General features: G+C 58.3%; 6 protein-coding genes. 2 read left to right on the top strand and 4 right to left on the bottom strand.

The window, feature by feature from the left end:
* Positions 1 to 136: 136 nt before the first annotated feature.
* Positions 137 to 2,434, bottom strand: a complete 2,298-nt coding sequence (locus ACM110_RS02470; protein WP_416126415.1) for a fatty acid cis/trans isomerase — start codon at positions 2,432 to 2,434, stop codon at positions 137 to 139.
* Positions 2,435 to 2,589: 155 nt separating this feature from the next.
* On the opposite strand from ACM110_RS02470, the gene metH reads away from it, so the two are divergent.
* A complete protein-coding gene (gene metH / locus ACM110_RS02475; RefSeq protein WP_416126416.1) occupies positions 2,590 to 6,300 on the top strand; it encodes a methionine synthase in 3,711 nt (1,236 codons plus the stop codon).
* A 152-nt stretch (positions 6,301 to 6,452) separates the two neighbouring features.
* On the opposite strand, the gene ACM110_RS02480 is transcribed toward metH, so the two are convergent.
* Together ACM110_RS02480 and ACM110_RS02485 are read right to left on the bottom strand one after the other, a co-directional pair.
* Positions 6,453 to 7,994 carry an NEL-type E3 ubiquitin ligase domain-containing protein gene (locus ACM110_RS02480; protein WP_416126417.1) on the bottom strand — a complete coding sequence of 514 codons (1,542 nt, stop codon included), beginning with the start codon at positions 7,992 to 7,994 and terminating at the stop codon, positions 6,453 to 6,455.
* A gap of 154 nt (positions 7,995 to 8,148) precedes the next feature.
* Positions 8,149 to 13,023 (bottom strand): dermonecrotic toxin domain-containing protein, encoded by a 4,875-nt coding sequence (locus ACM110_RS02485; RefSeq protein WP_416126418.1) that lies wholly within the window; start codon positions 13,021 to 13,023, stop codon positions 8,149 to 8,151.
* 179 nt (positions 13,024 to 13,202) lie between these two features.
* Here ACM110_RS02485 and ACM110_RS02490 point away from each other — a divergent pair, with 179 nt between their 5' ends.
* A complete protein-coding gene (locus ACM110_RS02490) occupies positions 13,203 to 13,421 on the top strand; it encodes a DUF2970 domain-containing protein (protein WP_416126419.1) in 219 nt (72 codons plus the stop codon).
* 6 nt (positions 13,422 to 13,427) lie between these two features.
* Here the strand turns inward: ACM110_RS02490 and ACM110_RS02495 are convergent, their stop codons facing one another.
* The gene (locus ACM110_RS02495; protein ID WP_416126420.1) at positions 13,428 to 14,513 is read right to left on the bottom strand and encodes an ABC transporter substrate-binding protein; all 1,086 of its coding nucleotides are present in this window, start codon (positions 14,511 to 14,513) and stop codon (positions 13,428 to 13,430) included.
* Positions 14,514 to 14,720: the final 207 nt, after the last annotated feature.

The following is a 14,720-nucleotide window of genomic DNA, read 5'->3' on the forward strand; positions in this document are numbered from 1 at the left end:
ACGCGCTGCGTCACTCAGTAACGCGGGAAACTGGACAATATCCCTGTAGGACCTGCCGCAGGCTGCGATCTTTTGATTTTGTTTTCAAGATCAAAAGATAGCAGCCTGCGGCAGCTCCTACGGGGATTAGCGTGTTTCAGAGGTTTTCGTAGCGATTCATGTCCAGCACGCCCTCTTCCACCGGCTCGGTCTCGTGGATATAGCGGCTCAAATCATGAAAATACTGCCAGAATTGCGGATGACTGCGGCGGATCCCCCAACGTTCGACGATTTTTTCGAAACGGTTGGCGTCCTTGGCATTTTCCATCGCCTCCACAAACGCCGGAACCTGATCAGCCGGGATGTTGAACATGAAGTTCGGGTAACTGCTGAGTACGCCGGGGAAAATGGTTAGGGTGTCCAGCCCCGGCTGATAACGCAGCGATTCGCCGAGCAGGAATGCCACGTTGCTGTGCGCGCGATTGCGCAGCAGGCTGTAGACCACACGCTGCCCACTCGCGGTTTCGACGCGCAACATCGTTGCTTCCGGCAGTTGATCAATGACCTTGAGCCCGGCAGCCGGACGCGCGGTGAGCGTGCTCAAGGCTTGCTCGGCATTTTGCAGGTCTGGGTCGATGTTCGGCCGTGAACAATAGGCGCCGTCGCAGCGATTGATCGGATCAGGCTTTGCGTTGAGCTCGCCGTAACGCGCCAGCAATTGCTTGGCGAAATCGCGTTTAGGGTCCTTCTCGTCGAGTTTCAGCGCGCTCGGCTTGTCGTCGTCGATGGCTTCATAGTCCATCCACATCTTGAATTTGCCGCTGCTCTGGTACCAGTCATCGAGGTAATCGTCCCGCGAATCGGCCGGCATCAAGCGCAGGAAATTCTGCTCGGCACCGTTACGGATCAGGTCGAAATACAGGCGTGTCTGGGCTTGGTGGGAGACGTTGCCGAACACGTCGAAATTCACCGCCAACTGATAATACGTGCGCTCCAGCAAGGGGTAATCGAACAGCCACATGGTCTGCGGAACCTCGCCGATCAAGCCTTTGGTCACAGCGGCGCTGTCGAAATGCCGGAAGATGCTCAGCAGCGCATTGTCGTTTCCGGCCCACAACGTCGACCAACTCGGTGCCGGCTCATCGGCGTAGCTGTCCCGGCGCAAGGCCTCGTATTCGTTACGTTTGTCGCGGTAATCGTGCCAAAGGGTCAGGACGCTGCCGACATCGTCGTTCTGCCCCGGCATCGCCAGCAACGGCGTGGCCTGGCCGCGATAGTTCGGGTCGGTGATGTAGAGGTCGTGTTCCGGCGCCTGGAACATTGCCCAGAAGTTGTCGCGGATCACGTCCGTGGCGATCTGCCCCCGACACACCGGGCCGCGAATAAAGGTGCGCACGAAGTATTCGGCGTTATCAAGCATGAACTGGTAACGCGCCTGGGCCGGGATGGCTTCGAACGTGGAAAACGGGTTGGCCCGACGTTCAGGTCCATAACCCGGCAAGGCGCTGACCTGCCAGTTGCCGTTGTAGAACAGGCTTTTGACCCGGGCCATTTTCGCCGCGCTCAGCGGATAGGTAATGTGGGTCTTGTGCACGATCACACCCTGCACCGGCCACAAGCGGTAATAGAACTGCACGCCCGGATCGTCGTTCGGGCGACGGGTGTTGATCACGTCAATGGGCTGGCCGGTCGGCGTGCGCGAACGCACCCACTGGAAGAAATGCCCCGGCTCGCCGTCCTTGAAATAGATGTGCGCGAGGAACCAGTGTTCGAACAGCCAGCGCCCCACCAGACTTTGTCGGGCACCCGGCGCGTTGAGCAAATTCTCCCACTGCACTACCTGCAAGGCTTCTTGTGCGCTCGGCACCAGGCCTTGCTCGTCGATCGGCGCGCCAGAGGCCAGCCAGCGTTGCAGCGTCTGGTATTGCTGATCGGTCAGGCCAGTCACCGCCAGCGGCATGCCTTCCTTCGGATGGGCACTGGCGTAGCCGTCGAACTCGGCAGGCATGGCGCAGGTGTTGTCGCGGTTCAGGCCCAGGACGATGTCTTCAGGTAGCTTGGCGTTAGGTTGCAACGGCACGCTGTGGCCCAGTTCAAGCATTCGCGCCATCAGTGCCGCCTGGCTGCCTTGGGCATCGAGTACCGAATAGAAGCCCTTTTGCTGCCAGGCCCGTTTACCGGAAGCGTCATAAAACAACCGGGTCGGTGCAACGGCCTGACTGCGGTCGCCGTCGTACACCGGAACTTTCGTCGCCCCCCGCGCCGCGCCTTCACCGCTGCCCAGATTGAGCTGACAGGCGGCGTCGTTGCAGGCATGGCAGGCCACACACTTTTCGGTAAAGATCGGCTGAATATCGCGGGTGTAGGAGATCGCAGGGGACACCGCCGGACTTTGCGCGACCGCGCCCCAGCTTAAAAACATCAACACACTGCTGATGACGACGCGATACGACATGTCCCTGGCCCCGATCCTTTGAAAACGCCGCGATTCTACCGGTCTGACGCTCGCACCAACATGAACGATATTCATGCAAAACCCGAACATGCTCTAAAAGCGCACAGGTTTGCTATTATCTCGGCCCTTCGTCATGGCCTTATCGAGTAGTCCAAATGTCCGATCGCAGCGTTCGCCTTCAAGCTCTCAAGCACGCCCTTAAAGAGCGCATCCTGATTCTCGATGGCGGCATGGGCACGATGATCCAGAGCTACAAGCTCGAAGAGCAGGACTATCGTGGCAAACGCTTCGCCGACTGGCCGAGTGATGTCAAAGGCAACAATGACCTGTTGGTGCTGACGCGCCCGGACGTGATCGGTGGCATTGAAAAGGCTTACCTGGATGCCGGCGCCGACATTCTGGAAACCAACACCTTCAACGCCACCCAGATTTCCCTGGCCGATTACGGCATGCAAGGCCTGGCGTACGAGTTAAACGTAGAAGGCGCGCGCCTTGCACGCAAGGTGGCCGACGCCAAGACCCTGGAAACCCCGGACAAGCCGCGCTTCGTTGCCGGCGTGCTCGGTCCGACCAGCCGCACCTGTTCGTTGTCGCCGGACGTCAACAACCCTGGCTACCGCAACGTGACCTTCGATGAGTTGGTGGAAAACTACACCGAATCCACCAAGGGCCTGATCGAAGGCGGCGCCGACCTGATCCTGATCGAAACCATCTTCGACACCCTCAACGCCAAAGCCGCGATCTTCGCCGTGCAAGGCGTGTTCGAAGAACTGGGCATCGAATTGCCGATCATGATTTCCGGCACCATCACCGACGCCTCCGGCCGTACGCTGTCGGGCCAGACCACCGAAGCCTTCTGGAACTCCGTGGCCCACGCCAAACCGATTTCGGTCGGCCTGAACTGCGCCCTCGGCGCCAGCGAACTGCGTCCGTACCTCGAAGAGCTGTCGAACAAGGCCAACACCCACGTTTCCGCGCACCCGAACGCCGGCCTGCCGAACGAATTCGGCGAGTACGACGAACTGCCGTCGCAAACCGCCAAGGTCATCGAAGAATTCGCCCAAAGCGGCTTCCTCAACATCGTCGGCGGTTGCTGCGGCACCACGCCGGGCCACATCGAGGCCATCGCCAAAGCCGTGGCCGGTTATGCGCCGCGCGAGATTCCGGAGATTCCAAAGGCCTGCCGTCTCTCGGGCCTGGAACCGTTCACCATCGATCGCAGCTCGCTGTTTGTCAACGTCGGCGAGCGTACCAACATCACCGGTTCCGCCAAGTTCGCCCGCCTGATCCGTGAAGACAACTATACCGAAGCCCTGGAAGTCGCCTTGCAACAGGTCGAGGCCGGCGCCCAGGTGATCGACATCAACATGGACGAAGGGATGCTCGATTCGAAGAAGGCCATGGTGACCTTCCTCAATCTGATTGCCGGTGAACCGGACATCTCCCGCGTACCGATCATGATCGACTCCTCGAAGTGGGAAGTGATCGAAGCCGGCCTGAAATGTATTCAGGGCAAGGGCATCGTCAACTCGATCAGCATGAAGGAAGGCGTCGAACAGTTCATTCATCACGCCAAACTGTGCAAACGCTACGGCGCCGCCGTGGTGGTGATGGCCTTCGACGAAGCCGGCCAGGCCGACACCGAAGCGCGCAAGAAAGAAATCTGCAAACGCTCCTACGACATCCTGGTCAACGAAGTCGGCTTCCCGCCGGAAGACATCATCTTCGACCCGAACATCTTCGCCGTAGCCACCGGCATCGAAGAACACAACAACTACGCTGTGGACTTCATCAACGCCTGTGCCTACATCCGTGATGAACTGCCGTATGCCCTGACCTCGGGCGGCGTGTCCAACGTGTCATTCTCGTTCCGTGGCAACAACCCGGTGCGCGAGGCCATTCACTCGGTGTTCCTGCTGTATGCGATCCGCAACGGCCTGACCATGGGTATCGTCAATGCCGGTCAACTGGAGATCTACGACCAGATTCCGGTGGAACTGCGTGACGCCGTCGAAGACGTGATCCTCAACCGCACCCCGGAAGGCACCGACGCCCTCCTCGCCATCGCCGACAAGTACAAGGGCGACGGCAGCGTCAAGGAAGCCGAGACCGAAGAGTGGCGTAACTGGGACGTCAACAAGCGCCTGGAACATGCGCTGGTCAAAGGCATTACCACGCACATCGTCGAAGACACCGAAGAGTCGCGTCAGTCGTTCGCCCGTCCGATCGAAGTGATCGAAGGCCCTTTGATGTCCGGCATGAACATCGTTGGCGACCTGTTCGGCGCCGGCAAGATGTTCCTGCCGCAGGTGGTGAAATCCGCCCGCGTGATGAAGCAGGCCGTGGCGCACCTGATCCCGTTCATCGAGCTGGAAAAAGGCGACAAACCGGAAGCCAAGGGCAAGATTCTCATGGCCACGGTGAAAGGCGACGTGCACGACATCGGCAAGAACATCGTCGGCGTGGTGCTGGGTTGCAACGGCTACGACATCGTCGACCTCGGCGTGATGGTCCCGGCGGAAAAAATCCTCCAGGTGGCCAAGGAACAAAAGTGCGACATCATCGGCCTGTCCGGCCTGATCACCCCGTCGCTCGATGAAATGGTCCACGTGGCGCGCGAGATGCAGCGCCAGGATTTCCACCTGCCGTTGATGATCGGTGGCGCGACCACTTCCAAAGCGCACACGGCAGTGAAGATTGAACCCAAGTACAGCAACGATGCGGTGATCTACGTCACCGACGCCTCCCGCGCCGTGGGCGTGGCGACGCAATTGCTGTCGAAAGAGTTGAAACCGGCTTTCGTCGAGAAAACCCGCCTGGAATACATCGACGTTCGCGAGCGCACCGCCAACCGCAGCGCCCGCACCGAACGCCTGAGCTATGCCGCGTCGATCGCGAAAAAACCACAGTTCGACTGGAGCACCTACGAGCCGGTCAAACCGACGTTCACCGGCACCAAAGTGCTGGATAACATCGACCTGAAAGTGCTGGCCGAATACATCGACTGGACGCCGTTCTTCATTTCCTGGGACCTGGCCGGTAAATTCCCGCGCATCCTCCAGGACGAAGTGGTCGGTGAAGCGGCTACCGCGTTGTACGCCGATGCCCAGGAAATGCTCGCCAAACTGATCGACGAGAAGCTGATCAGCGCCCGCGCGGTGTTCGGCTTCTGGCCGGCCAACCAGGTGCGCGACGACGACATCGAGCTCTACGGCGATGACGGCAAGCCATTGGCCAAGCTGCATCACCTGCGTCAGCAGATCATCAAGACCGACGGCAAGCCTAACTTCTCCCTGGCCGACTTCGTCGCGCCCAAAGACAGCGAGCTCACCGACTACGTGGGTGGTTTCATCACCACCGCCGGTATCGGTGCCGAAGAAGTGGCCAAGGCCTATCAGGACGCGGGCGACGACTACAACTCGATCATGGTCAAGGCCCTGGCCGACCGTTTGGCCGAGGCCTGCGCCGAATGGCTGCACCAGCAAGTGCGTAAAGAACATTGGGGCTACGCCAAGGATGAAACCCTGGACAACGAGGCGCTGATCAAAGAGCAATACACCGGCATCCGCCCTGCTCCGGGCTACCCGGCGTGCCCGGATCACACCGAGAAAGCCCAGTTGTTCGCCCTGCTCGACCCCGACGCCGCCGAAATGCGTGCCGGCCGCAGCGGCGTGTTCCTCACCGAGCATTACGCGATGTTCCCGGCAGCGGCGGTCAGCGGTTGGTACTTCGCTCACCCGCAGGCGCAATACTTCGCCGTGGGCAAGATCGACAAGGACCAGGTGCAGAGCTACACCTCGCGTAAAGGCCAGGAGTTGAGCGTGACCGAACGCTGGCTGGCGCCGAACCTTGGTTACGACAACTAAGCTGCTTTGCCAACCACAACATTGTGGTTGGCAAAGATCCCTTGTGGGAGCGAGCTTGCTCGCGATGGCGGCGTGTCAGTCAACATTGATGTTGAATATCGGGCCCTCATCGCGAGCAAGCTCGCTCCCAAAGGTAATGTGGTTTTACTGATTTAGCTGCTTGAGCCACCCGCCAGCTCCGCAACCTCATGTCGGGACAACTCGATCATCTTCGCGTTGCGTGCCGCCGCCTGTTCGAAAAGCTGGCTCAAGAAGACAGCTTCATCGGCGTTATCCACCTCCTCCTGAACATCCATCTCATCAAGTGCCTGGAAGACCCCAGGGTATTTCTCCTTGAGATAACTCACCCAATAGTCACGCTGGATCAGGTCTTCAAGAAAGGCATCGGAGCGTTCTGCATTGAGGATCTCAATGCGCGCGTCCGCCATTTGCCGAGGCGTAACGCCCGAGGCATAGGTCATGTGTTTCGGTTGCCCTGGCAGGCTCAGGCCATCATCCCAGCCATCAGTCAGACCGATTCGATAACCCAGACGTACCTCAGCCTCATCCAGACCAATACGAGTGGCCCTTGTGGCCAGCTCATCTACCTTGTCCAGACGAAACAACTGCCGGGACAATTTCAACAGTGCTTCACCCTTCACGCTCAAGCCTCCGACAGGAAGATCGAGCAAGGCATTGTGGGTGAACACTTTGCTTTCCAGCCCGCTGAACGTCAGGATTCGACCGTCGACACAGGTACCATGGGTCGCGGAACTGGCGAACAACACCTCACGCAGTTCGCTGTTGCCGGCGGCGGCGTCCATGACTGTCCACACTCGCCGGGTCAGGTCGGCATTCGCCACTCTGAACTCTTGGGTATCCTGCAATCGGGCAATCAAATGGAAGAACGCCGCGTTGTCCGGCTCCGCCGCCAGTTGATTCCAGATCTCGCTTTTACCAGCCAATTCCTCGGGGGGTGCATTGGCTAACCAGGGCTCCTTTTGCGCGGCGTCAGGCTCGGTTTCAGTGAGTTCTTCATCAGATTCGACGCTTTCATTGCCCTCTTCGTCGAAACCAAGGGCATCATCAATCAACTCATCCAGATCAGCGCGCGTGAACCCCAGAACGGTCTCGTGCAAACCCTGTTCGCGATAGGTCCGCAGTCGCTCAAGGCTCTCCAGCGACACATTGTAGTTATCGCTCAGATCGATACCGCGCAGCAGCACTTCGTGGCTGCCATCCAGAGCCTGTTCAGGAATCGATGTGATGTCGTTGCCACTGAGGTTCAACGCTCTGAGCCGATAGGAGTCGAGCGCACCGTCCGGCCATTCGGTCAGGTTGTTGTTGCGCAGGTCGAGCGTCTCCAGAGCTTCAAAAGAACCGACATCAAAGGTATCCAGTTCGTTGTAGCCCAGGTCCAGCCATTTCAACCGTTCCAGATGACCCAACGAGGCATACAATTGCTCGTTATCGTTTACAAGATTCGAGGACATTTCGAGCCGTTCCAGCTTGGCCATGTGTTGAACCGGGTCAGGCACGAGATCCAGTCCATTGCCATTGAGTTCCAGCGTTTTCAGTTGCGTAAATGCCCTGAGGAATCCATCTGAACCTTGAGCGGTAAGCTTTACACTCGTCAGGTTCAAGCTGCCCACATGATCGAACGCTACCGGCAGCTCGGGCAGGTCTCCGAGTTGCAGGCCATTCAGATTCAACACGGAATCCGTAGCACCTTGCGTGCCGAGCAGACCCTCACGCCAGCATTCAAGGATTCGTAAAGCCCCCAGCCTGCGAGTGCCCGAAGACGTCATCCAGCCAGCACCTTGAATGCCTCGCGTATACAGCCAGCCATTCAAACGACGGGTGAGCAATTCAAAGGTTTGTTCCCATTTCGGAAAGTCGCGAGCTGAGTTCCGCGTCCGTTAAGCCATTCGCGCGTACCTGTTCGATCACCTGAAAGGCGTCTTCATCGACGAGGTCAGGTTTCAACCGTTGCAGGCGTTTAGTCAAAAACGCAGGCCCTTCTCCCACCGGGATTTCTGTCAACGGCAGCAAATGTCGGGCGATCGATTCCCCGCTCTCGGACGGTGGGAAAACCGTCGGCACCTCTTCCAGGTCAAACCGCTCCAGGATCCCGAGTGGCAGCCCTTTGGCGACCTCCAAACGCTGTTGGGCGAGTTTTAGCGTTGCAATGGATTGCGGGGTCAAAGGCGTGCCGGTCAGATTGGTCTTTAGCAGCATGTCATCCGCAAGCTGCACGGGCAGTTCACTGAGCTGACTATCACGCAGATCCAGCCAGGTCAGTTCTGGCAAGTTTTGCGCCCCTATCGGCCATTCATGCAGTGCTGTGCCGCGCAGACTCAAGGCTTTGAGGCGACTCAATGCGCTGACATCCAGCGCGTGCAGCGGGTTGTTGCGCAGGTCCAGGTATTCGAGAGACTGCAACCCCTCAATATATTGCACAGCTGCTGAACCGGCACCAATGCTGTTGTCGGAAAGATTCAGATGAATCAATTGCCCAAGTTCACCGGGCGCTATCGGCACTTCAGTCAATTCATTGCGGCTTAAGTCGAGCTTTTGCAGTTCAGTGAAACCACCGATGAAGCCGCGAATCTGTTCTGCGGACGCTTTGCTGCCCTTCAAGTACAGGTTCTGCACATGTGGGAAAGCACCGGCCGGCAGCTCGGGAAATTCACTGAGTTCCAGATTCGGCAAATCGAGCACCGACGCATCGCCTGTCGAGCCATAACGTTTGAAGACGCCATTGCGCCAGCAGTCTTTAAGGGCGTTTTTCGCCCAGGTGCGCCCCATCATCTCCTTGATCATTGGCGTCTGTATCGCACGACTGGACCAGTCATCGAGTTGTCGCTCGAGCACGCTGTATTGCTCACTCAAGGCCTCAACAGCCGCAAACCTGGACTCGGCATCCGGCCATTGCTCGGCAAACTGATTGAACACCCCGTCGAAAGAGTCGTTGATACCTTTGCCGAGACGTTTTAACTCACCCTTGCTGTAGCCCCTGACCATTTCCTCCAGATCAACAAGGTGCGCAGGATGGTTCTTGGCGTATTCATACGCCGGCTTGAAGTTTTCCCGCGAGAAGTTTGACCACTCCAGTGACAATCCGGACCAGAGCTTTTCATGCCCTTCGAAAATGCTATCGGGCAATGTTCTGATCCCTGTCCCTCTCAAGCTTAAACGCTCAAGGCGCGGCAGTTCGAGAACTCCGGCAGGCCATTCGAACATTGAAGAGGCAACGACCTCCAGGCTACGCAATTTGTGCAACCGGGAAACATCCAGGGCCAGCGGCGCGTAGCTGGAGGAAGAAACCGTGAGGTCTTCAAGCCCAGTCAACGCATTCAACCTTGACGGCATATCCACCGCGTATGAAGTCGCTGAGAACAGGCTCAGGTCCCTGAGGTCGTGCATTTCGCTCAATGCTTCGGGAACGTTGCTGAACTCGTTGCCTGTAGCATTGATTCGCAGCCGTTTAAGCTTTGGAAAACTCGTCAAAAGGGCATCGGCGTTGACGTCAGTGATGCACCGACCCCGGACATTCAGATCACGTACATGGGAAAAATCCGCCGACAACTGAGGGATCGGGTCGTGGCAGACCAAATCCAGCAACCTGAAGCGGGAGTGTTCCCCGGCCAACGGCGAATTGCGCCAGCTTTGTTTGATGTTATGCGCGACCGAGCTCCTGCTCCCCAGTATCGACTGCAAAATGGACTCCGGAACCGGCTCGCCAACCCATTGATCGAGCGTCGATTCCAGTTCTTTCCATTCCCGCATGCGCCCCTTCAACAAGCTGTAGATCTGGGTATCGGTTTTGCCCGCCCGCATCTGTGCCAGGATAAATCCGTTGGCTTGCTGATCGGTGAGCGCCGGATACACATCCTGCACCCGTGTCACCAGCGAAGGATTCAAACCTTGCCCGCGCCCGCTGGCGTAGTAACCCACCCTGCGCTCGGTGACCCGTGCAGGTGGTTTGAAAGACTTGCGGTTACCGGCACGCTCCGCCAACAGGCGTGACAACATCGCCCGATGTTCGACGGCCGATTCGATGACGGCCTGCTGCAGATTGGCACCTTGACTGACATGAGGAACGCCCAGTGCCTGACGTGACTCGTCAGGCAAGGCTTGCATGATCGAGGCAAAAAAGTTGTCGCCGCTGGCCGGCACACCATTGAGCGCCTCGCCACGCTCATCAAATGCCTGATAGGAAGGTCCCTGTTTCACGACGTACTTGCGACGGGTGGCTGATTCACTGCCGATACCGTCAATGAGCAGACCGTTGATATGGCCGTCGCGAACCTCCAGACGTACCTCGCCGGACCAACCCGGCAACTTTTCCAGGGCATGCAGCGCGAGCAACCGGCTGTCTGCGGAAGTCATGTTGCCCGTCTGCAAGTCGATGAAGGCGCGCGCCTCACGCCCCTGCTGCGTGTACCAACGGGCCTCTTCCAGCATCCTCAACGGTATTCGGCGCGTTGCTTTCAGACGTGAAAGCTCTTCGGCATTGGCGTCCAGCAAAACCCTCCGGGCAGCGGCATTGCTCAACCCCGGGCTGGCGCGCCGCAACTTTTCGGCCAACTCCCCACCCATGCCAGGCTCGCCTTCGAATAGCCGCAAGGCGTCCGCCAGTGCTGGAGGCGGTGGCAGATGGTCCGTGTGCATCTTGCGCAAGGCGTTGTCCTCGACGCCACAGGCGTCGGCAATGTCGAGCAATTGCTCATCGGAGACGCCCTCGGTGATGTGGCCGATGCGCCGCAGCAGCGTCAGGCGATCCCATGTTCGCGGGCGCTCCAGCGTATGGCGCCAGGCGCCGTGCCCGTTGTGTTCGAGGATCGGCTGCCAGGCCTGCTTGTCCGTCGGATGCCGGATGCGCCATTTCTCCAGCGATGGGTCAAAGGTTGTTTCATAGACCTTGCCGCTCTGCCGGATAAAGGTTTTGCCATTGACCGGATGCTGTCCAAGCTCATCAGGCATTGAATGCCGATTCAGCGTGATATTGCTTTCGTAGGCGCTAAGGTCAGGTTTCCATAACCGGGCTTCACCATCGGCACGCTTGACCGGCTCCAGGCGTTCGATCACCGCTTCGGGTTTCACCGCCGTCAACTTGGCCAGCCCTTTGCCCCCTCCTGCCATCACCGCGATCAGTGCCAGATTCTCGGCCACGTCGACCAGATGCCCCTTGGCGGCGATGCGATCGCCCTCACTCCATTCGATCGTGCCCTCGAACGATTCGTACAGCAGTTGACCGGCCATCACCGTCAGCATGATTTCGCCCAGAACCGGCACGAACATCGACACCATGTTCAGCCCCAGCATGCCGAATTCCAGCAGGTGATTGAGCTTTTCTGCCCGCACCCTGGCGTCGACGTCAGCCGTGGGCACCGCATGACTGCGTGCATCGGCGATCACCTTGGCGCGGTTTTGTTGGTAGAGATAAGTCCACAGATCAGTGTTGGCGGACCAGATACCGGCCACACCTTCGCGAGTGATCCCGAAAGGATTGAGGTAGGGATCGTCGACCGGCTCACGTTTACCTGGCCGTTCGGGTGGCAACTCTTTGATGTGCGCTGCCGTTGATAGCGGCGGTAGGTATTGGACGACTTTCATCCAAAACGAACGCAAAGGATCGGCAGGGGAGTCAGCGGCTTTGCGGGTGAACTGGCTGAAGTAATAAGGACGGTCGGCGTAGGCCACGAACTGGCTGAAAAAACGCTGGTGAGCCGTCGGCCCGTCATTGGGGGCAGGCGATGCATCCCGGGCGGTGAACTGGCGCTTGAATTCTTCACGCATCTGCTCGGAGGTGTAGCGCTTGAGCGGGTGTTCCGGGTCATGGGGAATGTAGACGATGAAGTCACTGGTGTAGCGATACGGTTCACTGACGCTGAACACCACGCAGCCTGTCATCCGGCGCTTCATCAAATTCAAGTCACGAAACCAGACGGGCTTGTTACCAACCTTGGGATGAATTTCGCCCTCAGTGACCGAGAGGATCATTGTGTAGTCTTCGGGCTCGATGTCCTTTTTCAGCAGGGCCAGTTCGGCCGCGGCCCGCATTGCCGCTTTCTGACTGGCAATGAACTGCTGACGAAGTGTCTGCGCATCCGCTGACTGGAAAAACGCTTTCACACGGGTCTGGTACTGCGCGCCGATATCCAGTTGGCGGCACAGTGTCAGGAACTCGCTCACCGTCATTTCGAAGGTAGCAACCTGGAACGTGCCCGGAGTCGATGTCTCGACAACAAACCCGGACTGGCGATGAAAGGCCCCGTCCTCACACTCGGATGCTTCGAAGTTATGCAGCGCCGCCTGTAATAGCGACAGCTTCAGCACCTCAAACGATGAAACTTCTATTTCAAACACGCCCACCTCCAGCGGGCGCCTGAGACAGACTTGGGTTTTATTGACGTCTACTTCAACGCCAAAACGTTCCTTCAAGGCTTTGATGAGTATCGGTTCGGCAAAGGTGTCGATGTCTTGCAGCGATGACATCGTCTTGTCCAGTCGGGACTGCGCAGCAAAACTGGCGTTGAAACGGTCCTTGAGTGTCTGCTGTTGCCCGGTTGACAACCGCTGATACCAGTCCGGCGCCCGCGTGCCGGTGTCCTTGATTGCGGCCCGTCTTTGCGGCGTGGCGTTGATCAGCCATTGGGGCGTCAGTTGTTCCAGTAGCTCACTGTGAATACTGCTTTGGCCTGGAAGCGGCCGGGACGAAGTCGGCGGATGGTTAGGCATATTGTCTCTCCATAAAAGTGGATCGACAGGACACCATTTCGCCAAGCCGCAACTGCGGTAGATAGTTATCGCTTTGAGAAAAACCGGTAACGAATTGCGTCGATCCGCAGACAGGTTCAACACAACAGTATTCGTCGCATTGGCTATGCTTTGAGGACTTATTTCCAGGCGAGGGATATATGGACGATCCAGTCGACAACAAGCCGCCGACGTTCTGGCAGATGCTGCACAGCGTCATGGCCGCGGCATTCGGTGTGCAGAGCGGAAAGAATCGCGCGCGGGATTTCACCCACGGCAAACCGAGTCATTTCGTGATTCTGGGGATCGGCTTCACAGCCGTGTTTGCGCTGGCGTTATTTGGCATCGTCAAACTGGTGCTGTATCTGGCGGGGATTTGAAGCGGCTCAGTGCATCAGGGTTTGCAAGGTGAACGGGTAACGCCAGGACGTCGGTCGCCCTTTTGCCGAGAGCTTGTGAAAATCCACACCGAAATCCTGCTTGGCGCCCATTGCCAGCAGTCGCTTGGCTTGTGCCCGGTCAATCAATTGCAACAACGGAATCTGCCGGTCGCGACCGCCGTATTGGCTGATGTCGACACCTTCGTCGTAGTCGTGTAATTGCACCAACGCCCAGCCGCCCAAGCTGAAGTGCCCGCCGAGCAGCACGCTCAAACGGTTGTCCAGCAACGCCTGCAATGCTGCAGGCGAATTGTTGATGGTGCCGAACAGCGCGTCCCTGCCGGGTTTGCCGCCAGACTCTTCAAAGGCGTGCATGACGCCAAAACCCATTTCGTCATTGGCGGACCACACCAGCGAGGTCTGTGGGTAGCGTTTGAACAGGACCTTGGCCTGTTCGTAGGCCCGTTCGCGGGTCCAGCCGCCGTACACCATCTGCCGCAAACGCACTTCAGGATGTTCGGCCAATGCCCGGCGCATGCCTTTTTCGCGCAACTGCGCGGACGGCGTGATTTTCAGCCCCGAGAATGCCAGCAGGTCGATGGACTGACCGGGAGCCACCGGACGGTGCAACCGGATCAGTTCCTTGAGCATCAGATAACCGCCCTCCTCGTCGTTGGGCACCAAACTGCCGACCCAATCGGGGTATTTGTCGGGCCGGGCGCCAAGGAGTCGCATCTGGTCCGGGGTCAGGGCGTTGTTGACGATAAACAGTTTCACCCCGCTGCCTTGGGCCAGGCGCAGGATTTCCGGCGCAATGTATTGCTCGTTGACGAACACCAGATAGTCCGGCCGCTTGGGCCCTTGCAGCGCATCGCGCGCCTGCTTGATGGTGATGTCGGAGTTGCGGTCGGAATACTCGATGCGCAGCTCCATGCCCAGGTCCTTGGCGGCCGCCTGCATGAATTGCGAGTAACTGACCCAGAAAGCTTCTCGGGTGGTTCCTGGATTGAGGAACAGCACCGACGACGCCTGCGCGCAAGGTCCCACGACCATACCCAGCGTTAGCAATACGCCACACAGAAACTTCAACATTTGTCGTCCGAGCCCCCGGAAATTCGCCGCGCATTATAGCCAGCGAACGCCCGCAAAACGGCGTTTATTCCGGTTTTTGTCCGACAATCGTCGGAACGAGGCCCGGACGGGGTCGCTTATTGGTGACTGACCCAAAATACCGCAGTGCCGACGACCAGAATTATCAGGAACAGAATCGCCCAGGCATCGACCGTGCTATCGCTTTTC

The sequence above is a fragment of the Pseudomonas sp. NFX98 genome (assembly GCF_047784845.1).
Taxonomy (GTDB): domain Bacteria; phylum Pseudomonadota; class Gammaproteobacteria; order Pseudomonadales; family Pseudomonadaceae; genus Aquipseudomonas.

Excerpts from the sequence above, each read along its gene's own strand:
- ACM110_RS02470 (WP_416126415.1), bottom strand. The coding sequence starts at position 2,434 with ATGTCGTATCGCGTCGTCATCAGCAGTGTGTTGATGTTTTTAAGCTGG.
- metH (WP_416126416.1), top strand. The coding sequence starts at position 2,590 with ATGTCCGATCGCAGCGTTCGCCTTCAAGCTCTCAAGCACGCCCTTAAA.
- ACM110_RS02485 (WP_416126418.1), bottom strand. The coding sequence starts at position 13,023 with ATGCCTAACCATCCGCCGACTTCGTCCCGGCCGCTTCCAGGCCAAAGC.
- ACM110_RS02490 (WP_416126419.1), top strand. The coding sequence starts at position 13,203 with ATGGACGATCCAGTCGACAACAAGCCGCCGACGTTCTGGCAGATGCTG.
- ACM110_RS02495 (WP_416126420.1), bottom strand. The coding sequence starts at position 14,513 with ATGTTGAAGTTTCTGTGTGGCGTATTGCTAACGCTGGGTATGGTCGTG.